At 51.5% G+C, this 24,557-nt stretch carries 21 protein-coding genes; 14 read left to right on the top strand and 7 right to left on the bottom strand.

Annotation, left to right across the window (positions count from 1 at the left end; translation table 11 throughout):
* Nucleotides 1-11 precede the first annotated feature (11 nt).
* On the bottom strand, nt 12-311 hold the full coding sequence (locus ABD843_RS11900) for a hypothetical protein (RefSeq protein ID WP_345083411.1): 300 nt from the start codon (nt 309-311) through the stop codon (nt 12-14).
* Between the two features lie 224 nt (nt 312-535).
* On the opposite strand from ABD843_RS11900, the gene ABD843_RS11895 reads away from it, so the two are divergent.
* The gene (locus ABD843_RS11895) at nt 536-1,018 is read left to right on the top strand and encodes a hypothetical protein (protein WP_345083409.1); all 483 of its coding nucleotides are present in this window, start codon (nt 536-538) and stop codon (nt 1,016-1,018) included.
* A 150-nt stretch (nt 1,019-1,168) separates the two neighbouring features.
* Complete coding sequence (locus ABD843_RS11890) at nt 1,169-2,800, top strand: ABC-F family ATP-binding cassette domain-containing protein (protein ID WP_345083407.1); 1,632 nt, start codon at nt 1,169-1,171, stop codon at nt 2,798-2,800.
* Nucleotides 2,801-2,938: 138 nt separating this feature from the next.
* Here the strand turns inward: ABD843_RS11890 and ABD843_RS11885 are convergent, their stop codons facing one another.
* Nucleotides 2,939-4,372, bottom strand: coding sequence for an aminotransferase-like domain-containing protein (locus tag ABD843_RS11885; RefSeq protein ID WP_345083405.1), 1,434 nt, complete (start codon nt 4,370-4,372; stop codon nt 2,939-2,941).
* 362 nt (nt 4,373-4,734) lie between these two features.
* Here ABD843_RS11885 and ABD843_RS11880 point away from each other — a divergent pair, with 362 nt between their 5' ends.
* The 7 genes from ABD843_RS11880 (at nt 4,735) to ABD843_RS11850 (ending at nt 11,279) form a co-directional block, all read left to right on the top strand.
* The gene (locus ABD843_RS11880) at nt 4,735-6,177 is read left to right on the top strand and encodes a T9SS type A sorting domain-containing protein (RefSeq protein ID WP_345083403.1); all 1,443 of its coding nucleotides are present in this window, start codon (nt 4,735-4,737) and stop codon (nt 6,175-6,177) included.
* 172 nt (nt 6,178-6,349) lie between these two features.
* Nucleotides 6,350-7,741 carry a T9SS type A sorting domain-containing protein gene (locus tag ABD843_RS11875; protein ID WP_345083401.1) on the top strand — a complete coding sequence of 464 codons (1,392 nt, stop codon included), beginning with the start codon at nt 6,350-6,352 and terminating at the stop codon, nt 7,739-7,741.
* 134 nt (nt 7,742-7,875) lie between these two features.
* Nucleotides 7,876-9,090: a DUF763 domain-containing protein gene (locus tag ABD843_RS11870; RefSeq protein WP_345083399.1), complete on the top strand. Its 1,215-nt coding sequence runs from the start codon at nt 7,876-7,878 to the stop codon at nt 9,088-9,090.
* Between the two features lie 225 nt (nt 9,091-9,315).
* Nucleotides 9,316-9,915 carry a YciE/YciF ferroxidase family protein gene (locus ABD843_RS11865; protein WP_345083397.1) on the top strand — a complete coding sequence of 200 codons (600 nt, stop codon included), beginning with the start codon at nt 9,316-9,318 and terminating at the stop codon, nt 9,913-9,915.
* A 279-nt stretch (nt 9,916-10,194) separates the two neighbouring features.
* Nucleotides 10,195-10,443 carry a hypothetical protein gene (locus ABD843_RS11860; protein WP_345083395.1) on the top strand — a complete coding sequence of 83 codons (249 nt, stop codon included), beginning with the start codon at nt 10,195-10,197 and terminating at the stop codon, nt 10,441-10,443.
* A gap of 3 nt (nt 10,444-10,446) precedes the next feature.
* On the top strand, nt 10,447-10,731 hold the full coding sequence (locus ABD843_RS11855) for a hypothetical protein (RefSeq protein ID WP_345083393.1): 285 nt from the start codon (nt 10,447-10,449) through the stop codon (nt 10,729-10,731).
* 275 nt (nt 10,732-11,006) lie between these two features.
* On the top strand, nt 11,007-11,279 hold the full coding sequence (locus ABD843_RS11850; RefSeq protein ID WP_345083391.1) for a ribosomal protein L7/L12: 273 nt from the start codon (nt 11,007-11,009) through the stop codon (nt 11,277-11,279).
* A 232-nt stretch (nt 11,280-11,511) separates the two neighbouring features.
* Here the strand turns inward: ABD843_RS11850 and ABD843_RS11845 are convergent, their stop codons facing one another.
* Complete coding sequence (locus ABD843_RS11845; RefSeq protein ID WP_345083389.1) at nt 11,512-12,063, bottom strand: DUF4142 domain-containing protein; 552 nt, start codon at nt 12,061-12,063, stop codon at nt 11,512-11,514.
* Between the two features lie 122 nt (nt 12,064-12,185).
* Entirely contained in the window at nt 12,186-13,181 is a 996-nt protein-coding gene (locus ABD843_RS11840; protein ID WP_345083387.1) for a YihY/virulence factor BrkB family protein, read from the bottom strand.
* 168 nt (nt 13,182-13,349) lie between these two features.
* Between ABD843_RS11840 and ABD843_RS11835 the strand changes: the two genes are divergently transcribed.
* A complete protein-coding gene (locus ABD843_RS11835; RefSeq protein ID WP_345083385.1) occupies nt 13,350-15,593 on the top strand; it encodes a GH92 family glycosyl hydrolase in 2,244 nt (747 codons plus the stop codon).
* 16 nt (nt 15,594-15,609) lie between these two features.
* Here the strand turns inward: ABD843_RS11835 and ABD843_RS16425 are convergent, their stop codons facing one another.
* Nucleotides 15,610-15,870: a DUF4160 domain-containing protein gene (locus ABD843_RS16425; RefSeq protein WP_425575743.1), complete on the bottom strand. Its 261-nt coding sequence runs from the start codon at nt 15,868-15,870 to the stop codon at nt 15,610-15,612.
* A complete protein-coding gene (locus ABD843_RS11830; RefSeq protein ID WP_345083383.1) occupies nt 15,857-16,135 on the bottom strand; it encodes a DUF2442 domain-containing protein in 279 nt (92 codons plus the stop codon). Before ABD843_RS11830 ends, ABD843_RS16425 begins: the two co-directional genes overlap by 14 nt.
* Nucleotides 16,136-16,476: 341 nt before the next feature.
* On the opposite strand from ABD843_RS11830, the gene ricT reads away from it, so the two are divergent.
* Complete coding sequence (gene ricT / locus ABD843_RS11825; protein WP_345083381.1) at nt 16,477-18,015, top strand: regulatory iron-sulfur-containing complex subunit RicT; 1,539 nt, start codon at nt 16,477-16,479, stop codon at nt 18,013-18,015.
* Between the two features lie 38 nt (nt 18,016-18,053).
* Here ricT and ABD843_RS11820 read toward each other — a convergent pair whose 3' ends face one another.
* Complete coding sequence (locus ABD843_RS11820) at nt 18,054-18,515, bottom strand: PaaI family thioesterase (RefSeq protein WP_345083379.1); 462 nt, start codon at nt 18,513-18,515, stop codon at nt 18,054-18,056.
* 63 nt (nt 18,516-18,578) lie between these two features.
* On the opposite strand from ABD843_RS11820, the gene ABD843_RS11815 reads away from it, so the two are divergent.
* The 3 genes from ABD843_RS11815 to ABD843_RS11805 all read left to right on the top strand — a co-directional run bounded on the left by ABD843_RS11815 (nt 18,579) and on the right by ABD843_RS11805 (nt 24,519).
* Nucleotides 18,579-19,895 (top strand): MFS transporter, encoded by a 1,317-nt coding sequence (locus ABD843_RS11815; RefSeq protein WP_345083377.1) that lies wholly within the window; start codon nt 18,579-18,581, stop codon nt 19,893-19,895.
* A 24-nt stretch (nt 19,896-19,919) separates the two neighbouring features.
* Nucleotides 19,920-22,577: a LamG-like jellyroll fold domain-containing protein gene (locus ABD843_RS11810; protein ID WP_345083375.1), complete on the top strand. Its 2,658-nt coding sequence runs from the start codon at nt 19,920-19,922 to the stop codon at nt 22,575-22,577.
* Between the two features lie 61 nt (nt 22,578-22,638).
* Complete coding sequence (locus ABD843_RS11805) at nt 22,639-24,519, top strand: Nramp family divalent metal transporter (RefSeq protein ID WP_345083373.1); 1,881 nt, start codon at nt 22,639-22,641, stop codon at nt 24,517-24,519.
* The last annotated feature ends 38 nt before the right edge of the window (nt 24,520-24,557 follow it).

Below are 24,557 nucleotides of genomic sequence, written 5' to 3'. Positions count from 1 at the left end.
TATAATATCCACTAATAATTCTGCTGCAGCGACTTATATACTGTTATACAGCGGTCTTTGATGGTAATGATGTCGCCTGTATTCACCTCTACCTCGCCACAGCTTGTCACAAAGTAGCAAGAGCTGTTGCCACCCTGTATAGTGATGTAGGCGCGCGACCCACTCTCTATCTTCACCTCTTTGTAGGCGCCGTCTATCTTTACTTTCATAAAGTAGCCGCGGTCGTCCTTGTTCTCATAATTGATAACAACATTGCCGAAAGCGGCACAGGTAGCCAGTAGCAGCGTAGCAGAGAGTACAAGCTTTTTCATAATTGGTATTGAGTGGTCAGTAATTTGGCTTGATGGCCAAATGTAATAAAAAGATCTGAAAATTAGGAGTTAGTAATGAGGAATTAGGAATTAGGGATGCGGGTCTTGTGTTTGATCATTGGAATTTGGGGATCTGATCATTGGAATTTGCCCTTTGGAATTTGTGATCTGAATTTTGGAATTTGACCTTTAGAATTTGAATTTTGACAAAAAAACCACCTCTCTTGAAAAAGTATCTCCCTTTCCTGCTTGCCGCTATGGCCCTTATCTCTTCCTGCTGCAAGAAAGAGTCTTGTCTCGAAGTAGTAGGTGTACCTATATCTTTCTATGGCTACCGCGCTTCCGAGGTCGATACCATTATGATAACCGGCTATGCCAGGGGCACAGGCTTTGCCCAGGTAGTGCGCGAGCAGCAGATAGATACCGTACAGGCCAGCCCGGACCAGGATAGTGTATATGTTCTGAAGCTGAAGAACAGCAATGCCATCACCGTAGGCGCCCTGCCCGGCAGCGGCCTTACCGACGCATACGACTGGCAGATATACATACCCGCAGTGAACCAGACCATACGCATATCGGACTACGGCTATCTCACATACAGGTGCGGTGCCTGCGGGTTCGATAAGGGCGAGGACATACATTCCCTCTCTACCGTCAATGTCAATGGTGCCTCGGTAAAGGTCGACGCCGTTATGATATACAAATAATGCCCTCCCAGAGAGAAAGTTAATAATTGCGATCTTACACAATAATTACATTTGTTAACTGTACCTTTGCACCTCCAAAAACCGGGGATCCGGCCTTGGTGGGTCGCTTTTCGCATCCATTCCAATAGGTCTCCCCTACTATTTTAGCAAATGATATCAGTAAATAATTTATCGCTGCGCTACGGTAAGCGCGTGCTGTTCGAAGACGTGAACATCAGGTTCACAGAGGGAAACTGTTATGGTGTTATAGGGGCCAATGGTGCAGGCAAGTCTACTTTCCTGAAGATACTGTCGGGCGAGATAGACCCTACCACAGGCAAGGTAGAGATATCTAAAGGCATGCGCATGAGCGTGCTGAAGCAGAACCACTACGAATACGATGAAGTACCCGTACTGGAGACCGTGATACGCGGCAACAGCACCCTGTACGAGGTAATGAAGGCCAAAGATGCCATCTATGCCAAGGAAGACTTTAGCGAAGAGGACGGTATAAAGGCCGGCGAGCTGGAAGCACAGTTCGCCGAAATGGATGGCTGGAATGCCGAAAGCGATGCCGCTACCCTGCTCAGCAACCTGGGTATAAAGGAAGAGCATCACTACAAGCTGCTCAAAGAGCTGGATGGTAACCAGAAGGTGCGCGTGCTGCTGGCTCAGGCCCTCTTCGGCCACCCCGATATAATGCTGCTCGACGAACCTACCAACGACCTCGATCTCGAGACCATCAACTGGCTCGAGGACTTCCTGGCCGATTACGACAAGATAGTGCTGGTAGTATCGCACGACCGTCACTTCCTCGATAAGGTTTGTACCCACGTTGCCGATATAGACTTCGGTAAGATCAATGTCTTCACAGGTAACTATTCGTTCTGGTACGAGTCAAGCCAACTGCTGCTGAAACAGCGTTCCGATCAGAACAAGAAGGCAGAAGATAAGATAGCCGAGCTGAAAGAGTTCATCGCCCGCTTCTCGGCCAATGCCTCTAAGTCAAAGCAGGCTACCAGCCGTAAAAAGGCGCTCGATAAGATAAAGCTGGACGAAATGAAACCGTCCAACCGCAAATACCCCGCTATCCTGTTCAACAACCAGGTACGCGAGGCCGGCGACCAGATACTGGAAGTAAAGGACCTCTCCAAGACCCTGAATGGCGAAGTACTCTTCCGCAATATCAGCTTCGACCTCAAGCGCGGTCAGAAGGTGGCCATACTGTCCGGCAATTCATTGGCCACATCTGCATTTTACGAGATACTGGCCGGCGAGGACAAGGATTTCACAGGCATGTACAAATGGGGTGTCACCACTACCACCACCTACCTGCCCAACGATAACACCAGGTACTTCAAAGACAATAACGACAACCTCATAGACTGGCTACGCCAGTACTCCGAGGAGAAGGACGAGACCTTCATCCGCGGCTTCCTGGGCCGTATGCTGTTCTCTGGCGAGGAGACACTGAAAAAGTCCAGCGTACTGAGCGGTGGCGAAAAGATGCGCTGCATGCTCAGCCGCATGATGATGCTGAAAGGCAATGTGCTGATGCTGGATGAGCCTACCAACCACCTGGACCTCGAAAGCATCACCGCGCTCAACAATGGTATGAAGGACTTCAAAGGCACCATCCTCTTCACCACGCGCGACCACGAGCTGGCCGCTACCGTGGCCGACAGGGTGCTGGAGCTCACCCCCGGTGGCCTCATAGACCGCGAAATGTCGTTCGACGAATATGTCTCTAACGACCGCGTGAAAGCCGTAAAAGCAGAACTCTACGGCATGGGTGTTGCATAGGAATTATGAAGTATGAATTAGGAAACCCTTCCTAATATAAAATAAGAGAGCGGGCCACACCCGCTCTCTTATTTTATAAACATCCTCCAATCCTCCTACACCCGATCGTTATCATCACCATTCATCATTCATAATTCATCATTCATAATTCCTTATAAGTTCTCCCAGTTTTCTCAGCGCCCTGTCCACCTGCGGTGTCCATTGCATACCATAGCTTAGGCGCAGGCAATTCTGGTACCTGTCGTGCAGAGAGAACATAGCCCCCGGCGCTATGCTTATCTTATGTTGCATGGCCTCACGGTATAGCTGGTAGGTATCTATATGCTTGTCCAGCTCTACCCACAGTATGAAGCCCCCCTTCGGGTCCGACATTTTTATACCCGGCGGAAAATACTCTCCTATCGCCTGTATGAACCTCAGGCTGTTCGCATGCAGCGTCTGCCGCAGCTTGCGCAGGTGGTGCTCGTACCGCCCCGTGGCCAGGAACGATGCTATCGCCTCCTGCTGTGCCGTGGGCGAGGTTATGCTGTGGTACAGTTTCAGGTGCTTTACCTGTTTCAGGTATTTGCCGGGCGCCACCCAGCCTACTCTGTACCCTGGTGCCAGCGTTTTCGATATAGAGCTGCACCACAGCACATTCCCCTCCTCGTCAAAGCTTTTGCACGATCGTGGTCGCGACCGCCCGAAGTATACATCGCCATACAGGTCGTCCTCTATCAGCGGTACTCCATGTTGCGACAGAAGGCGCACCATGGCCTCCTTCTGCTCATCGGGCATGCAGTAGCCCAGCGGGTTGCTGAAATTCGTCACAAAAAAACAGGCCTTTATATTATGATTGCGCAGCGCCCTTTTCACATCATCGGGGTCCACACCGGTATCAGGGTCTGTAGGCAGCTCCAGCACATTCAGCCCTATGCTGCGTGCAAAACGCAAAGTACCGAAGTATACCGGGCTCTCTACCGCTATGGTATCACCCGGTTTGGTTATCGCCATCAGGCAGTAGGCTATGGCATTCATGCAGCCTGCCGTGGTCACTATATCATCGGGCTGCAGGTGGCCGCCCCATTCCAGGCTCCAGCGGGCCACCTGCCTGCGCAGCAGGCCATTGCCCTGTACCTGCTCGTACTGGGTACCATTGGCGGGCAGGTCGCGCAGGGCCTGCATCATTGCCTTGTTCAGCCGTGCCAGCGGCAATATCTCAGGCGCAGGTACGCTCAGCGAAAAACGTACTACATCCGGCGATACGAAGTCATCATATACCTCTCCTATTATGGTCTCTACTTCCTTTGTTTTTATCTCCTGGTGCGGCATGCTCTTCTCTACCTTGCGGGGCGAGCGCGATGGGTCGAACCTCACATAGTAGCCCGATTGCGGCCGCGATTCTATCAATCCCTTACCTTCCAGATGGTAATATGCCTGCAGTGCCGTGCTCACACTTATCTCGTGCTGATCGCTAAGCATTCGTACAGAGGGTAGCTTATCGCCTATCTTCAGCACACGGCTCATTATCTGCTGCTCTATGTTGCCCGATATCAGTAGGTATTTATGATCGCCCTTATCCTTATTTATCATAGCCACAAAACTGTTACTATCAAAAATACAGAAATAACATCTGTTATGAAAAATATATCCCTCAGGTTCGGTCAAGCCCCAATTGAAATTGGCGGGTAAAATATCCCTGCCATACAGAAGCACTCTGCAATAATGCATCATCGCATGGGTATACCCGGTGTGCATAAGCTATTAACGATCTACCCACAAAAGGGTTATCTTTACAGGCCTTGCCACATTCAGGCATGATTTTTGTGTTAAGTACTTCGGTATGAAATGATACGCATCATTTAATAACGATCTTTTAGCCAAAAACACTTTTTGAATTCAAAAATGCAGTAACTTTACCTCAACCATTTTTTATCTTAAAACCAATTCTAAAAATGAAAAAGCTACTTTTACTTGTTGCCTCAGGCTCTATCGCGCTTTCGGCAGTAGCACAGCAGCGTGCTATGCTGGTTTCATCACAACCATCAGAAGAGTCACTTTGGAAGACCAACGTGCGCGCTACAACTGAGGGTCTCACTACACTTCGCCAGAAGGACGTAGCGGCCAAAGGAACAGCGCCTAACCGCTTCTATTCTTACAACTTCTACCTCGATACTACGCTCGAGATAGCTGGTCAGAACACTTCTTACACTACCGTTCCCCTGTGGAAGGACACACTGGCCCAGATAGCCGGTACTACCACTTTCAATAACACCTTCGTATCTGCCGCGCAGGTACTCGATCCTTCTTTCCCCGGCTTCAACAACCCCGACTTCTTCGACGGCGAAATGAAGATAACTGCTACCAGCACCGGTGTTAGCGTAAAGTCTGTGAACCTGTATGGCGTTTACGGCTACAATACTGCTAAGTCTGGCGTGGTAGATACCATCCGCCTGTCTTTCGTAGCAGGTTCAGGTGGCCCCATAGCTTCTGACAACATATTCAGCGGTTATGGTACCAGCGGTGGCCACTATGGCACTATCGACTTCCTCGATCTGCACTACGATAGCGTGAACAACTACCTCACCGATGCTGGCAAGGTTCCTGCTCTGGCCGGTACTGCTGCTTCTATGGTGGTAGATGTTATCCTCAACAACTCTGGTACTTCTCCGGCCTGGGGCGATACTACAGCCGAAGGTATCTGGATGAAGAACGTAGTTCTGCCAGGTTCAGGTCTCAACATCCCTGTTAACGGTTATGCTGCTATGTCAGTATCTTTCAAGAGCGGTGATGCTTCATTCCCTACCACAGCTCCCGGTGCTGTAGTATGGAACAACGATGGTACTTTCAACTACAATATGTGGCGCCCACTGCTGCAGTATCAGACAGATGGTGCTACAGACGATCCACAGTGGCTCACTTACACAGATTGGCTGAACCCAGACAGCAATGCTAATGCTGGCTACTACAGGAGGCTCCCTGCTTACCTCAATGGCTGGGCCAACACTTTCGTTCCTATGTGGGCATGGTCTACAGGCGGTGGCGCTACTGCCAGCACGCTGCAGCATATCAACATGGAGTGGGAAATAGCTTGTCCTACATGCGGTGTTATAGCTGCCACAGTTGGTATCAACAACGTTACCAGCATAGAGAAAGCTGCTGCTTATCCTAATCCCGCTACAAGCGAGCTGAACATACCTTTCACTCTCAGCAACAATGCTAACGTAACAGTTACCCTCAGCAACATGCTGGGCCAGGTAGTTGCTACACAGAACATCAGCAACGTTGCTAGCGGCAAGGCTACTTTCAACACTAGCGCTCTGCCTGCTGGTCTGTACACTTACGCTGTTATAGCTAACGGTACACGTACCACTGGCCGTGTAGCTGTAGCTCACTAAGCTTTAACGCACGATTTCATACCGAACGAAAGCAACAGGATCACCTGTTGCTTTCGTTTTTTTATGCGACACAGGCCATTCGCAGCTCCTTTGGTATGATATTTGATGTTTATGGGTGATATTTTATCACCTTTTACAAAAACCTATCTTTAACTACAAAAAACATCACACAATGAAAGGAAAACTTTTACTCTTTACAGCAGGCATGTTTGCTACCATTGCCCACGCTCAGGAACGCACCCTTAGCATGGCCACACCCCAGCAGGGCGATGTGAACACGGCCGCCTTCCGCGCTGCAAAACCGCAGACCAACAACAACGTGGCCCGCAAGACCACCGCTACCTCTCCGCGCTGGTATAGCTATTCCGACTATTTCTTTACCAACGAGGCCGCATCCTCCAGTTCTGCTGCCTACTTCTCACAGTATGCCTGGAACGATACTATGGCCGTAATGGCCTATTCAGGTACCAGCGGCACAGAGTGGCACCACAACCGCTCGGTATCGCTCGGCACTACTACAGACCCCGCATACAGCGGCTTCAACAATGTTGTGTATTATAACGGCCTTATGAAGGTGACCCCTACCGATGCATATATGGTAGACTCTGTAAGGGTGTTCGGCATCTATGGCTTCAACCCCACAAAGACCACCGTGGTAGATACACTGCGTATAGCCTTTGCATATGGCCCCGGCCTCACATCTACCGATGATGTGTACCTGGCCAAGACCGGTAACCCCTCAGTGGTGACCCGCTACGGCCTATCTGCAGGCGATACCATGAAGACCTACCGCCTGCATTACGATCCCGCCACCAATAGGGCCACCGGCGTAAATGTGATAGTAAAAGACGTACTGCTCGATAATAGTGGTACATCACCTGCCTGGGGCGATACCCTTGCCGATGGCACTTTTATGGCCGCTATCCGCCTCTCCGATGTCAATATACCTGCAGGCAATATGCTCGGCGCCAGCGTGTCCTTCATCAGCGGCGACCCTGCCTTCACCCCGCACGATACTGTGTTCGGTGCTACCATGGGTTACAAGTACAATATGTTCCGCCCCTTCACCTGTTTCAGGGGTACGGCTTCTGTACCACAGTTCGCTACATATAGCGTAGATGACCGCAACAATGGCATGTTCAAGACACTGCCCGATACAGCTCTTGGCTGGGGCGGCCAGTACATACCCCTGTGGTTCTGGAGCGCTACCGGTGGCTCTGCCAGCACACTGCAATACCCTGTTATCGACTTCCGTGTGGTATGCCCTACCTGCGGTATAGTATCTGATGTAAGCGTGCGCGAGGTGACCGGCACAATAGATGCCGATGCTTACCCTAACCCCTCTACCGGCGAGGTGAATATACCATTCACACTCTCTGCCACCGCCGATGTCACCGTTAACCTGTATAACATGGTGGGCCAGGTGGTAGCCACACGCAGCATAACGGGTGTATCGCAGGGCAAAGCCACTTTCAATACCGCTACACTGCCTGCCGGTATGTATTCTTACTCTGTATCTGCACAGGGCCAGAGAAAGACCGGCCGCATAGCGGTGATGCACTAGGTACATTACCATATACTACATTGCAGAAGAGGCGCTCTTGCGGAGCGCCTCTTCTATGCTATACCTACCATATCTTATCCACATTTTCAGTAGGCAAGAGGGGTACACCCGCACATTTCAGCAACTTTGCATAAATGGAACGTTCGTATGCAGATATGCCGTTGCACTATGGCAAGGTACCACCCTGGCTATATACTCGTATGGGCAAGCTGGGTGTTGCCATCACCGAGGCCATAGTGCATGAATATGGCCGTGCTGCCTTCCTGCAGCGCATCAGCCATCCGGCATGGTTCCAGGCGCTGGGCTGTGTATTGGGTATGGACTGGCACTCATCCGGCATCACCACATCTGTACTGGGCGCCCTTAAACGTACTGTGAACGAGCGCGCGCACGAGCTGGGCATATACATCTGCGGCGGCAAGGGCAAACACTCGCGCGAGACACCCGCCGAACTGCAGCGGATAGCCGACGCTACCGGCCTCGACGGTTCCGCACTCGCCCGCAACAGCAGGCTCACTGCCAAGGTCGATAATACCGGCATACAGGATGGTTACAACATATACCTGCACTCCTTCATCCTCAGCGCCGACGGCGACTGGGCCGTTATACAGCAGGGCATGAACGATGCCAATGGCATGGCGCGTAGGTACCACTGGCACTCACCTGCTATCCGCTCTTTTACCGAAGAGCCGCATACTTTTATCTACGGGCAACAGCAAGGCCCCATACTCAATATTACCGACAGGCAGGCCGCCGGCACACGGTCGGGCGTGCTGCAACTGGTGCAGGAACCGCCCGAAAAACTGATGTCCGAGATCCGGAAGATACTCATGCCCCGCCACCACGATGTAAAGCGGAAAGATGTGGACCTCAAGCGGCTGGCAGGGGTGCTTGCCGTAGCCCATGAGCGCCGGGGACCGGATATGGCATCACTCCTGCTGCTAGAGGGGCTTGGCCCTCGCACCCTGCGGTCGCTGGTGTTGGTATCCGAGGTCATACACGGCACACCCTCCCGCTTCGACGACCCTGCCCGATTCTCCTTCGCGCATGGCGGCAAGGACGGCCATCCCTTCCCCGTGCCCACCATCGTCTACGATGAGGCCATACATACCCTTCGCACCGCCATAGAGCGGGCAAAACTGGGTAATACAGACAAAAGCGATGCCATAAAAGGCCTCTCAAAAGCCGCACAGCTACTGGAAAAGGACATAGTACCCGATAACCGCAGGTTCGAAGAACTGATCGAACAGGAGCGCAAAGACTCGTGGAAGTACGGTGGCCGTACCGTCATGGGGAAAGCCCTGCCTCCCTCAGCACCAGTCACTGCCTCTCAACTCTCACTATTCTGACCGCCGCCGCCCGTCTACCTGCATACTTACCTCATATAGAAGCCGGAATGTTCGGAAAATGTGGGATTTATGTAACAACAAAGGTACGTTGTGTAACGCAAAAACGCCATATGCAGATGATCTTTGTAGTACGCCCCACTAGAAAGATATACAAAAGTCCATGATAGACAATTGTCTACGGGACAGGACCGCACTATAGGCGAAAACATTAAAACCCGCATTGCTATGAGAACGAACAGACCACATCAAGGCCCCAATGGCGCACCACACCGCCCGGGTATGGCCATTGCCCTGCCCGATCCCAGGACCGACAGAGACACGTTCCGCCATATGTTTCTGTCCCTGCTGAAAGACATTTATGGCGCCGAGCAGCACTTTGCGGCCGTACTGCAGCGTATGTACAGCGCAGCCACTACCGGCCTGGTACAGAACACGCTGAAAGATATTCGCCATGCTTCTAAAAGGCACCTGAAGAAACTGGAACGGGTGTTCACGATGCTAGGCAGCACTGCAGAGGCCCGCAAGAATGCATCGGTCGCCTCTATGGAGCACGATACCGAAAAGCTGATAGCAGAGACCCCCGAACACTCTACCACCCGCGATGCAGGCCTTATACTGTTTGCACAGCGTATGGAGCAATATGGCATAGCCACCTACAACGACCTCGTATATGCCGCCCATGCATTGGGCCACAGCGAGGCCGCCTGCATACTGGAAGATATACTGCGCGAAAGGGAGTATACCGACATAGAACTGGCCGATATAGCCGATACCCGTATACACCCCACCGTCGGCGATGCACCACTAACAGACGACGACCACTAACGCGACAGGAGCGTCATAAATGACGTAGAACGAACAAAGGGACACTGCCATACAGGCAAAAAATGGTTCCGGGAAATGAGAATGATCGGGATAGAACAGACCAGGTATAAGCGATAAAGAAAAAACAATAGGCCCGGTACAGCAGAGGAAACACAGCTACAACCACAGGCAGGTCAGAACATTTTTATGTTCTGGATACAGATAACGGAACAGAAGTTCTGCCATCCGTATCAAAATACGAGGAACGACCATTTATCGAACTTACCAAATACCACTACGATGAAGAACATATTTTTAACTGTGATAAGCCTTAATTATGGCAATGAGCATTCACAGAAACGCTTCAATTCAAAATTGAGGACATTCAAGAACACACTAAGACAGTACGATGCAGAAGGCAAAAGGGCCGAGATAAAACTGATGGCCCGTACCAAAATGGAAGCAGACGAGATAAGCATAGAAGTACATGCCGACGACGAGCTGCTGCGCAATGACATATATAACAATGCTGCCCTGCTCAGTCTATAAACGATGAACATCAAATTCGAACGAATAGACCACATCACTATCATGAATGCCGCGACAGTACTACAGAAACTCGGGTCTATAGACAACTATGCCGGCCATACCGGTATCAGTATAGAGAGCTTGGCCGCCATACTGGACATATCCGTGTCCGACCTCGTTTCCCTGCTCACCGAGCTGGAACACAAGGACGAGATAACGATGAACATATGTACCATAGAGAATGCACCGGCCGATGGCAACAATTATACAGGCACCGTGCGCCTTATGCGCCACATGCCGGAAGGATGAGGATATTAAAAGACCGGATGGTTACTACACACGGCCGGGAACAACGACGACAGGTAGCTATACAGCCATATAAAGAGCTACCACATTTGCATCACCCTGCAGGGCATCACCTTGCAGGGTGTTCTGTTCTTGCTTGCTTTGTAGATATATAGCCCAAAATGGTTGATAGGATATGCTAAAGGCTTTATCCATATTGGCCGTATGGTCGATGAAAATTAATATCTTCGGACATATGAAGCCTGTAATTGTCGACAGACGCTACTAAAAGCAACAAAATGACAGACAGAATAACACTCGCCGGGCAGGCGAACGGCGAAACACTATATAATGTGATCCTGAAAAAAGTGAGTGGAAATAATAAACTGGAGGTAATAAAAGTGCTAAAAGAATTCACGACAATGAGCCTGATAGAGGCCAGCGATGCCGTGGATAGGGCGCCATGTCACATACTGCATGATGCAACGCTGGAAAAGGCGGAAGAGCTGGCCGGGCAGCTTAGGGCTACGGGGGCTGAAGCTGAGGTGGTGGCAGCCCGTTCACTCACATGACCTTACGAACGAAGTGGTCAATATGGGACCACTTTTGTAAAAGAAAGCGAGCCATGCATCTTGCGCCGTTCTGATACTGCTGGTGTTGCTTGTGTATTCCTGAGTGTTCATTGTAGTAAGGCACTTACGATACGCTTGGTCTTGGAAACACTATAAAAACAAAGTAGCCGGTCAGACGGCCGGCCACTCTTAACGAGACCATTTGTTGAGGTCTCGCTCATCGCTCACCCTATTATTTTTTTAGTCGTTGCTGCAGTTCCTCTGCCATTTGCAAATGATGGCGCAATGCAGGTAGTTTTGCTCCTGCCCATGTTTTCAGGTCGGGGTCATTGCCTTTTTCCGCCTCTTTCTCAAAGGCATCTATCACATCCTTATGGTCCTTTACCATCAGGTCTATATAGTCCTTATCAAAGTCGGCGCCTGTTTTGCCGCGCAGCTCTTCTGCCTTCTTCAGTTGTGCATCGGTGGGCGCTACAGGCAGCGCTATGTTCTTAGGCTGTGCTGCGGCTCTCAGTTCTTCGTTAGCTGCAGTATGGTCGGTCACCATCGTCTGGCCGAACTGTTTCACCTCCGGCAGTGCGCCATTGGCCATGGCCAGGTTGCCCAGCTCTATCTCTGCCATGCTTGCTGTAGCGGCCTTCATCACAAAATCCGCATCGCGTTCCATGTCAGTATTGTTGAACGCTTGTTCATTATGTTCCTCGGCAGGGGTGTCGGCATCCTTGCAAGAACCCAGCCATATCATCGGCAATAAAGCCACCATATATACGATACTCTTTTTCATAAAATACATCTGTGTGTTTGTAGTGTTATCTTCTTATACGAAGGTCGCATGTATATACGCGCAGATCGTTATGAACCTTCACTCGTTAGTTATAAAAATCTCACATTGATGGTATTAGGTTATCATGGCACATGTTTCTTCACAACGGTCACCTGCTCTTTCTCCTGTACGCTCTTATGTCCTGTCTCTATCTCTACCTGTTTGGTGGTCACAGCATAGTCGTTGGGATGTATCTCCGACCCGAACTGTATGGCATATGCCTTCGTGAATTCGGCGCCCAGGTACAGTATCATAGACGAATAGTAGACCCATACCAGCAGTATCACCAGCGATCCTGCTGCGCCATAGGTACTACCCACCTTGGTCTGTGATATATAGAGCGATATACCGAACTTCCCTATCAGGAACAATATAGCGGTCGCAAAAGCGCCTACCACCACATCGCGCCACTTTATATGGGCATCGGGCAGCACCTTGAAGATGACCGCAAAAATGAACACACTGATAATGAAGGATAGCGATAGATTGATGATGTAGAACACCACCACCGTCACCTGCGGAAAATAGAGCTGCACCCGGGTACTGATGCTCTCTATCACCCCCGTTATGGCCAGCGACACCAGCAGTATGAAACCCAGCCCTATTATCACCGAGAACGACATCAGCCGGTTGCGCAGCATTATCAGCAGGCCTTTCTTTGGTTTGGGCTTCAGGCCCCATATACCGTTTATAGAGTCCTGTATCTCTGCAAATACCGTTGTAGCGCCTATCAGCAGGGTCACACCACCTATTATGGCCGCTGTTGTGCTCTTATTGCCTATGGCCGCATTCTTTATTATATCCTGTAGCTGCAGGGCAGTATCGCTGCCTACAAAATCGCGCAGTACAGCATATACCTGCCCTTCCACGGCATCGCGCGCAAAGAACAGGCTGCACAGCGATATGATGACCACCAGCAGTGGCCCCATCGAAAAAACGGTATAGTAGGCAAGCGATCCGCTCAGCTTCATTACCTTATCATCGCCCATGGCCGTTACGGCATCTTTCAGCGATCGCCACATACCCTTTAGCGATATCGGCTTCCTTCCTGTTTTCCGGTCGTTGGTCTTCTCTGTCATAACATAGATATCCATAGTGATACGAAAGACATTATAAAATTACCCACACCACCACCCCTATTCGTTATATAAAGCACAGGTCAGCACCTTTAAATATGCTTTAACATTGACGTATCAATGGCGCTGTCACAAGTACATTTTTTGCCATAGCCGTCTTACCTTCGCACCATGCTATCTATCAACTTCCGCAATTCATTACTATTTGTTATACTGGCACTTACAGGTTATGCCGCACATGCGCAAAGGCTCACCCGCTACATCGACCCCTTCATAGGTACCGGCGGGCATGGCCATACCTTCCCGGGTGCATGTGTACCTTTTGGTATGGTACAGCTCAGCCCCGATAATGGCTCGCAGGGGTGGGACTGGTGCAGCGGTTACAATTATTCCGATAATGTTATCACAGGCTTCAGCCACATGCACCTCAGCGGCACCGGCTGCGGCGACTGGACAGACATCTCCGTTATGCCCCTTACGGCCCCCATCAGCGATACCAGCAAATTCTTCCGTGTCAGCTTCGACCATAAGAACGAAAAAGCCTCTGCCGGCTATTATTATGTGCGCATGGACAATGGTATAAGCGTAGGCCTTACAGCCACCGAGCGTTGCGGCCTGCACAGCTATATGTTCCCAAAAGGTGTAAAACCCCTGCTGCGTTTCCACCTCACCTATATGATGAACTGGGATAGCGCCACACACACCTATATAAAATACATCAACGACTCTACCATTACCGGCTATCGCATGTCGCGCGGCTGGGCGCGTACACAGCGGGTATATTTCGCGGCCAGGGTATCTGCTCCCATCCGCAAGATGTATACCTACGACAACAATACCCACCAGGAAGTAGGCCAGGGCAACCTAAACGATAGCGGTCGCTACAATGGTGTGCTCGAATTTGCAGAGATGAATGGCAGACCGCTGATGATGAAAGTAGCCCTCTCCAACACCAGCATGGATAAAGCCCTGCTGGCACTCGGCGAGATACCGGGCTGGAACTTTGAGAAGGTTCGCACCGCTGCCGAGGCCAAATGGGAGGCCGAAATGGCAAAGATGGAAGTGACCACATCAGACGAAAAGCTTAAACGCATTTTCTATACCGCGCTCTACCATACCTGTATAGCGCCATCGCTCTACTCTGATGCCGATGGCCAGTACCAGAACGCCAATGGCGATATGCTGCGCATGAAGAAAGGCCAGCGCTATACCGTGTTCTCCCTGTGGGATACCTTCCGTGGCCTGCACCCGCTGTTCACCATCACCCAGCAGCAGCGCCTGCCCGACCTCATGAACAGCATGATGGCCTTCTGCGACGAGACCGGCCTGCTGCCCGTATGGGACCTCTCCACCTTCGAGACCAATTGCATGAGCGGCTACCATGCCGTGCCCGTGCTGGCCGATGCCGTACTGAAGAACACGCCCGGCATAGATGCCGAAAAAGCACTGGAATGCATGAAAAAGAGCGCCATGCAGAATATTCGCGGTACACAGTGGTATCGCCGCTATGGCTATGTACCGCAGGATAGCGCATGGCAGACCGTTACCAAGACACTGGAATATGCCTACGACGACTGGTGCATAGCACAGGTGGCAAAGAAGCTGGGCAAGACCGCCGACCACGACCTCTATATGAAAAAGGCGGCCGCCTACAAGCTGCTATTCGATAAAGAGACGGGCTTCATACGCGCCCGCAACAGCGATGGCAAATGGACAGAACCCTTCGACCCCTACTTCACCTCTACCGATGGCAGCAAGTCGTTCTACGAAGAGGGTAACGCATGGCAGTACACCTTCTTCGTACCACACGATATACGCGGCCTGGCAAAGGGCTATGGCAGCTACGACCGCTTCACCGAAATGCTCGATAAGCTCTTCTCCACCTCTTCAGAGATCAAGGGAGAACAGGCCCCACCCGATGTGAGCGGCCTCATAGGCCAGTATGCCCATGGCAATGAGCCCAGCCATCACATAGCCTATATGTACAGTTATGTAGGCCAAAGCTGGAAGACCCAGAAATGGGCACGCACCATCATAGATTCTATGTACCACGATCATCCCGAGGGCTACTCCGGCAACGAGGATTGTGGGCAAATGAGCGCCTGGGGTGTGCTAAGCATGGCGGGCTTCTACCCTGCCAATGCCTCGGGCGGCGAGTATGTGTTCGGCAGTCCCGTGTTCGATGAGGTAAGGATAAAGCTGCCCGGCGGCAAGACCATGAAGATAGCCACCCACAACAATGGCAAAGATGCCTGCTATATACAGAGCGTTACCCTCAATGGCAAGCCATATACCCGCAGCTACATCAGCCATACCACCCTCATGCAGGGCGGCGAACTGGTCTTTGAAATGGGAACCACACCCAACAAGCAATTTGGTAAAGACGAAAAGGACTGGCCCAGCTCGGTGAACTAAACACCCTCGAAGGCCATTATACTAAAGGTTGAATGGGAAGCAGCGTTTCTTGCTTCATTGCCTTATCCCAGTTGTGGAGCAATTCGCTTTGGTGAATAGCCGCCCATTCTATTACCAACCCCAAGACCCTTGGGGGTAAATGGCCGCTCAAAAGTTCTAGGTTATTTATATCTACCAGGCCTTCATATTCTCCATATACAGCATGGAAATGAGGTGGGTTATGATCCCGGTAGTACATTTTTATGATGATTCCTAAGAAGATACTAATTTGTGGCATGGTGCGTTAGCTTCCGAAAAAGTTGTGAAGGTTCTCTATGCACTATTTCCGCATAGATATTGTCGGCATCTATCTCCAACTCGTCTGACCAGGCTATCGCTGAACCGTTAATGTAAACGTTCTGAAATTTTTTTACATCCTTTAGTTCCCTGAAGATGCCATTTTCTACAAGGTCCCTTAGGTCTACCTCTCCCGACACACCATCCTCAAAACGGACCATCAGCTTATATCCATGCATTGCCTGTACACTGCTCGCTTTCATCATTGATATTTGATAACAAATTTACACAATTACAGAAACATATATCATCAAAGAACACACTCACATACAGCAGGCACACATAACAACTGTTTGCACCCACACAACATATAAAATACCACCACATCTCATCCCGATATTTTTTCGTAGGTTTGTACATTGATATTTATTGTTTTAACAATTGGCAGGCAATAGATAATGGTCCGTGCGTATGGAACAACGATAGTTGGTGTTAGTAATATATTATGCCTTTTGCAGTATGGTAGATGATATATCCGCTTTCCTGCACTGGCAGCCCCGGCAAAAGACCATTTGATCACCTGCTCGATATAAACTTATTTTACAAGATGGGATGTGGCAATTGCAGTACCGGCGCCAATGGCAAGCCGGGCGGTTGCAAAGGTAATGGCGGATGTAGCACCGGCGGGTGCAACCGCATGAATGTGTTCGACTGGCTCAAGTCTATGCCCCTGCACGATGGGGCCAAACCGTACACCATAGTAGAGATGTCCTTCAGCAAGGGCAGCCGCAAAGAGTTCTTCCGCAACAATACCAACCAGATACTGGAAAAAGGCGAATGGCTGGCCGTAGAGGGCACAGGTGGCTTCGATGTAGGCCAGGTGAGCCTCACCGGCGAGCTGGTGAAGCTGCAGATGAAGAAGTATGGTGTGAAGGAGAACGATGTGACCAAACGCATACTGCATACCGCTACCGAAGAAGAGCTGGCAGCCAGCGTTAAGAACAAGGACCGTGAACCCGAGGTGCTCATACGTTCCCGCGCCATAGCCAAAACGCTGAACCTGGACATGAAACTGTGCGAGGTAGAGATGCAGGCCGATGGTAAGAAGGGTACCTTCTTCTACACCGCCGATCAGCGTGTCGATTTCCGCGAGCTTATCCGTGTATTCGCTACCGACTTCAAGCTGAAGGTAGAGATGCGCCAGATAGGCGCCCGCCAGGAAAGCGGCAAGGTAGGAGGCATAGGCTCCTGCGGCCGCGAGCTCTGCTGCAGTACATGGCTCACCGACTTCCGCTCGGTCAATACCACCGCTGCACGCTACCAGAATCTTTCTATCAACCAGGCCAAGCTATCGGGCCAGTGCGGCAGGCTCAAATGCTGCCTCAACTACGAGCTGGACACCTATATGGATGCCCTCTCCGTATTCCCCGACCAGGCCGACTCCCTCGATACTGCCAACGGCATAGCGCACCTGCAGAAGAAGGATATCTTCAAGAACCTGATGTGGTACAGCTTCCCCGGCAACAACAAGCAGTACCCGCTCACCATCACGCGAGTGAAGGAGATAATAAAGCTGAACAAGGAAGGTAAAAAAGCCGATGAGCTGCACCCCGTAGAGCTGGAAGCGCGCGACGCACGCGGCAGCCTGAAGACCGCCGACATGGGCTTTGTGAACGATGTGGGCCAGATCACGCTGAAGAACCTCGAAAAGAACAAGAAGAAGAAAAAGAAAGGCAACGAAAAAGGTGGCAGCAAAGGCGATGTACCAGCACAGCAGGCCAAAGGCCAGCTGCAGGGTGGCAACAAGCCGCAGCAGAACAAAGGCCAGCAGAAGCCACAGGGTCAGTCAAGGCCACAGGGAGAAAAGCCACAGGGCGATCGTCCGCAGGGAGAAAGACCACAAGGCGGCCAGCAAGGCAATAGACCACAGGGCGAAAAGCGCGATCAGCAGCAAAGACCACAAGGACAACCTCGTCCGCAACAGCAGCAAGGCCCCAGGCCACCCCGCGATGGTCAGCAGCAGGGAGAAGGCAACAATAACAAGCCCAGGGAGAACAGGCCACAGCAGAACAGGCCGCCACGCCCACCAAGGCCGAACGACGGTGGTGGTGACAACGCACCTGCTCCGCAACCCGCCGGCAATTAAGAACAAAAAAGAACACAACAATAACGAATGGAGTATGCCTAGCCGGTATACTCCATTCCTGTTACTATAAGGTTGCTGTTGGCGCGCGCCAGTATGCGGCCGGCCATATCATACACATGGCATTCTACATTTATTATCTTCTTCCCTACCCGCAGCACCTTCGATTCTGCACGCAGGTTCTCACCTGCTTTTATGGCAAATAGGAAATCTACGTTCAGCGTCAGCGACGTATAGTGCAGCTCTGTGTCCATGCTCACTACCCCCCACCCTATGGCCTCATCTATCACCAGGCTCATCATACCGCCATGTATGTGGCCATATGGGTTGGTCATTTCGGGGCGCACCACCAGGTTCAGTACGGCCCTGCCCTTCTCTATATGCTCCAGGGTGAATTTGAGCCAGTTGCCCGCAGGCGAACGCGAGTCCGTCACTTCCTTGCCCAGGTAGGTATCCTTTATATACTGCAGCACTTGTCCGCGTGGTATCTCTCTGTATCCCATATTGCAAAGCTCACGCAGTCTCCACCAAATTCCAAATTCATATTAAAACACTATTTTAGTTGCATGGAAACCATAACAAGCTATACCCCGTCCATCACCTCATCCCGAAAGGTACAGCGAGCATGGGCCATGTACGACTGGGCCAATTCTGCTTACAATCTTGTTATCACTTCTACCATCTTCCCTGCATACTACAATGCCGTTACCACCATCAAAGAAGATGGCGTAGTGGTAGATGATACTGTGAACTTCCTGGGCTACAAGGTAAAGAACAGCGCCCTGTTCGATTATTCCATAGCTGCCGCCTACCTCATCATTGCGCTCATATCGCCCATACTGTCCTCCATTGCCGATTACAGGGGCAATAAGAAGACCTTCATGCAGCTCTTCTGCTTCACGGGAGCCATATCCTGCTGCTGCCTCTACTTCTTCAAGGCCGACACGGTAGAGCTGGGTGTCATCTGCGCGGCCATAGCTGCCCTGGGATATTGCGGCAGCCTGGTGTTCTACAATGCCTACCTGCCCGAGATAGCCCTGCCTGCCGAGCGCGACAGGGTAAGCGCCCTGGGCTTTTCCTATGGCTACATAGGCAGCGTGTTGCTGCAGCTTATCTGTTTCCTGTTCGTGCTGCAGCCGCAGTGGTTCGGCATCACCGACGACACCTTTGCCCCGCGCCTCTCCTTTGTACTGGTAGGTATATGGTGGGCCGCCTTTGCCCTTATACCCTTCGCAAAACTGCCCAATAGCATTGCCCTGCCCCAGCAGGCCGGCAGAAGTGTGCTCACAGGCGGCTTCAAGGAGCTGAACAAGGTATGGCAGCAGCTGCGTCACATGCCAAAGCTAAAGACCTACCTGGCATCTTTCTTTTTCTACAGCATGGGCGTGCAAACGGTGATGCTGGCCGCTACCATATTCGGCAGCAAAGAGCTGAAGCTGGATACCGGCCAGCTAATAGGCGCTATACTGGTCATACAATTGGTGGCCATATTGGGGGCATACATCATGGCAAAGCTCTCGGAGCGCTTCGGCAACCTGCAGGTGCTCTTCGTAGTGGTGCTCATATGGATAGGCGTATGTATAGCCGCATACTACACCTATACGGCCACAGAGTTCTATATAGTGGCCACGGTAGTAGGCATCATCATGGGTGGCATACAGTCACTCAGTCGCTCTACATATGCCAAGCTCATGCCCCCCACACACGACACTACTTCTTTTTTCAGTTTTTACGATGTCACAGAGAAACTCGCCATAGTCATAGGCATGTTCTCCTTCGGCTATATCGATAGTATCATGAATATGCGCAGTGCTATCATCGCGCTCATCACGTTCTTTACCCTAGGTGCATTGATACTGTATATAGCCATGCGCAAAAAATAGACCATTACTATACACCCCACACTTATGCCAAAACAGGATACAGAACAGGCTCCCGTACATATACCCGCACTAAAGGAAGAGGTAATACTTTGGCTGCTGTCTGCCATGGGTGCAGTAGTACTATGGGCCATACTGACCTTTGTGCTCACCTCCCTCTATCACCCCGATATGGCCGAGGTCAACCGATCGGCACAGGCAGTACTCATAGATAGCGCCCACCTGCGCCCAGAGCCAGTAGAATCTCTACTGTTCCGCCTGTCCGTCATATTGGTGGTACCCACTGCTATACTGCTATACAAAGGTCTTTCAGGGAAAAGCATCATACGGCGACTATCGCAGACGCTCGCCTTCCCCGTCCTCACATGGGGCAGTGTTGCCGCTCTTGCATTGCTCATTTACGGTGGCATGGCCGCCGTAAACCCCTATGGCCCCAAAGGTGGCGACTCTCCACAGAACACCCGCGACCTCGTTAGCGATACCAACTTCCAGTTCTATTTCAAAAGCCTCTTTACAGGCGAATACCTCTGGGCATACCTGCTCATAATCCTGCCGCTTATCGCAGTGCTGTTCTTTATAGGCATGCGCCAAAAACGCATCGATGACAACAGGACATACAAGCTCACCATCAACACCATTGGCTACACCACAGCAGCCTTTCTCATCATCACCATTGTGGCCATGAACTCCATCCACTTTCCCTATACCGATGAGAACAAGTTCGACTTCAGCGCCGTCTACTATGCTGCCACCCAGGTATTCTCCGGCAAGCCTATGCTGGTAAATGGGTTTATTGATACCTATGGCATGTACCCCCACTTCCTGCTGCCCCTGTTCCGCATCACAGGCCTGTCGGTCACTACCTTCTCGGCCACCATGTCGGTACTGCTGGGCCTTGCCTTTATCATGAACCTGTTCATGATGCGCAGGCTCATCCGCAACACCACTCTCTTCTTCCTGGGCTTCTTTACCCTCGTCTTCTTCCCCTATCTCGATTTCAAGCTGCTCACCGTTTTCGATTGTATCTTCTCGCTCTACCCCATCCGCTACATCATACCCAGCAGCATAGGCCTGCTGGCATTGCTGTACTTTACAAGGCCCACCCGCATACGCTACTACACTACATTTTTTGTATCTGCCCTCTTTATACTCTGGAATCCCGAGATCGGCCTTTCCTGCTACATGGCATGGACACTCGCCAATGTATATGCCTCTTTCTTCGATGCTCAGGGCAGGCCCGCTATCAGGCGCATGGTCATGCACATCGTCACTGCCATAGCGGTCTTCATAATGATAATACTCGGCCATAAGCTCTTTATATATCTGGGCTATGGTGTGTGGCCCGATAGTGGCTTGCTCTTCAAGCCCATCACCTACTATACAAAATATGGCATGAGCCTCCTGCCCATGTCCCTGCTCCATCCGTGGAACATCTCTGCCATCATTCTTCTGCTGGGCTTCATATACGCGGGCGCCGCATGGCACCACAGGCGCATCACGCCCAAAAGCACCATGGTCATGTTCCTCTCTCTTGTGGGCATAGGTTACTTCACCTATTTCCAGGGTCGCAGCCAGAACTCCAACTATGCCCTCAGCTCTGGCTTCTCCCTCATAGTGCTCACCATTCTGGCCGATGAACTATGGGATAAGATAAAAGATCAGAAGGTCGCTCCTCTCTATGGCCTCTTCGTCATTGCGCTCGGCTGCCTCTCGTTCTCGTTTGCAGAGATAGTGTACAATGCACCCCAAATAGTAGCCCTCTCCGACCAGGATGCCGCCAAACAGGCACAGGCTCCATTGCAGCAGCGGGTACAGGCCAATACCGCCTTTATAGAGAATACCTCTGCCGAGGGCGAAAAGATAATTGTGTTCACTGCCAAGAAGCTGCAACCGCTCTTCTTCAATGGCAATAAAAGACGCTCTGCCTTCGACCCCGGCTATATAGACCTCTTCCTCCGCAGCGACCTCGATCGTTTCCGCAACATCATCATAGATTCTGCTGCCAAGGTCTACCTGGAGCCCCGCTCCCGCCTGTACGATTTCATGGCGCCACACATCACTGCCGTGGCCGCTACCTGCGAATATGTGACCTCCAATGCCTCTATGGTGATGCTACAGAGAAGAAGGTCCCCGCTTCCTGCCACTACCTTCTTTACCGGCAGCGACCTGCTCTTTCACCGCAAGTACACCGACGACAGGAAGAGCATAGAGCAGCGCATCAGCGATGCAGCGGGTATACAGACCATGGCATTTCCCGGCTCCTTCTCCATATCCACGCTGTTCTACTCCGCTACCCAGTTCGCCGACAGGCCCGTCATAGTAGGCAATATAGAGGACAGCAGTGGCTTTATCATCACCTGCAACACAGAGCAGAACGAGTACCTGTTCGGTGTCAATGGTAGCGCCATATCGGTGGTCTTCCCGCGCAATACATGGTGCTATACGGTCATGAACATATCGTCCACTGCCATAGAGCTGTTCGTCAATGGCCGCTATATGGGCGGGCGCCTCATACCCACTCCTATTCGCACCCCCCGGCAAAAGATGGCCATAGGCAACCTCGGCGACTCGCACAATTTCACCGGGGCCATAGCCGAGGTAGCCATTGCGCAAGGAAACATCGATAGCGCTACCATAAAAAGCATATGGAACAGTATGCGGCCACAATTAGAGACACGTCAATAGAATGTGAAAATAATTTAAAATTAGTCAAGTCTAATTTTTATTTTTAGTTTTGCCATTATAAATGGAACACATAAAGAACGATAGGTCGCTTAGCGAGGTACATGGCCAGGTCGATCCCTCGGCCGCTGGCGGCAAGTGGAAGAAGATATTCGCCTTCTTTGGCCCTGCCTACCTCGTCAGTGTTGGCTATATGGACCCCGGCAACTGGGCTACCGATATAGCAGGTGGCAGCCAGTTCGGCTACTCGCTGGTATGGGTGCTGCTCATGAGCAATATGATGGCCCTCCTGCTGCAGTCGCTCAGCGCGCGGCTGGGCATAGTACAGGGCCGCGACCTGGCCCAGTGCAGCCGCGAGATGTATCCTGCCGGTATCAACTTCATACTCTACATACTGGCAGAGATAGCCATTGCCGCCTGCGACCTCGCCGAGGTACTGGGTATGGCCATAGGTCTGCAATTACTGTTCGGCATACCCCTTCTCTGGGGTGTCCTCATCTCCCTGCTCGATACCATTTTGCTCCTCTACCTCCAGAAGCTGGGCATGCGCAAGCTCGAGGCCTTCATCATCACCCTCGTTGCCATCATAGGTAGCTGCTTCCTCGTAGAGATGATCATTGCACGTCCGCACCTGGGCGATGTGGTAAAAGGCTTCAAGCCCTCTCTTCCCGGCGATGGCGCGCTCTTCATAGCCATAGGCATCATAGGCGCCACCGTCATGCCTCACAACCTCTACCTGCATTCGGCCCTGGTGCAGACCCGCAAAATAGGCCGCGATGCACCATCTATCAAACAGGCGCTCAGGCTCAATACAGTAGATAGTGCCATCGCGCTCAACCTTGCATTCTTTGTCAATGCCGCCATACTCATACTTGCGGGCGCCGTGTTCTATACCTCGGGCCACCACGAGATAGCCTCTCTGCAAGATGCGCATATGCTGCTGGCTCCTCTGCTTGGTAGCCAGGTAGCGCCCATTCTTTTTGCTGTGGCCCTCATAGCCGCCGGGCAAAGCTCTACCGTTACCGGCACCCTCGCCGGACAAATAATAATGGAAGGCTACCTGCGCTTGCGCATCAACCCCGCGCTGCGTCGCCTCCTTACCCGCCTGCTGGCCATAGTACCAGCCGTTATAGTACTGCTACTCACCGGCGAGACCATGGTAGACCAACTGCTTATCTTCAGCCAGGTGCTCCTCAGTATGCAGCTTGCCTTTGCGGTCATACCACTTATACACTTTGTCAGCGACCGCAAAAAAATGGGCGATTTCACCATCTGCACTCCTACCAAAATAGCTGCCTGGCTCATAGCCGCCGTTATCGTAGCGCTCAATCTGAAACTGTTCTTCGAAAGCGTGTTCCAATGGCTGGCGGCTACTGACAATATCTTTGTCATGGGTCTCATACTGCTGGCCGTTCTACTGGTCTGTGTGTTGCTGGTGGTCACTACCATATACCCCTTCATCCGGCGAAACAAGGAGGCCAATATCAACGTGCATACCAACATCCACCAGGCGGCAGCCGCTATCGATACCACTGTGGCTTTTCGCCGCATAGCGCTCGCGCTCGATTTCGGCAGCAACGATGCAAACGTCATTCGCTACGCCATGCAGTTTGGCAACCCCGATGCCTCCTTTGTACTCATACATGTGGTAGAGAGCGCATCGGCCCGCATGATGGGCAATGAGGCCCACGACTACGAAACACGCGAGGACCGCCGTCACCTCGATGAATATGTGCAAATGTTCACCGCACGCGGCTGCAAGGCCACGGGTGTGCTGGGCTATAAGGACAGGGCGCAGGAGATAGCTCGTATCGTAAAAGAGCAGGATTGCGACCTCCTCATCATAGGCAGCCATGGCCACAATACCGCCAAAGACATCATTTATGGCGAGACCATCAATACCGTACGCCACCTGGTAAAGATCCCCTTATTCATCGCGCAATAGGGCTGATGCTGAATATCAGCCCACTACAGTTGCCGGCT

It is taken from the genome of Nemorincola caseinilytica, from assembly GCF_039540515.1.
Classification (GTDB): domain Bacteria; phylum Bacteroidota; class Bacteroidia; order Chitinophagales; family Chitinophagaceae; genus Nemorincola; species Nemorincola caseinilytica.
The sequence above is the reverse complement of the archived record's forward strand: the minus strand, read 5'-3'. Positions and strand labels throughout refer to the sequence as shown.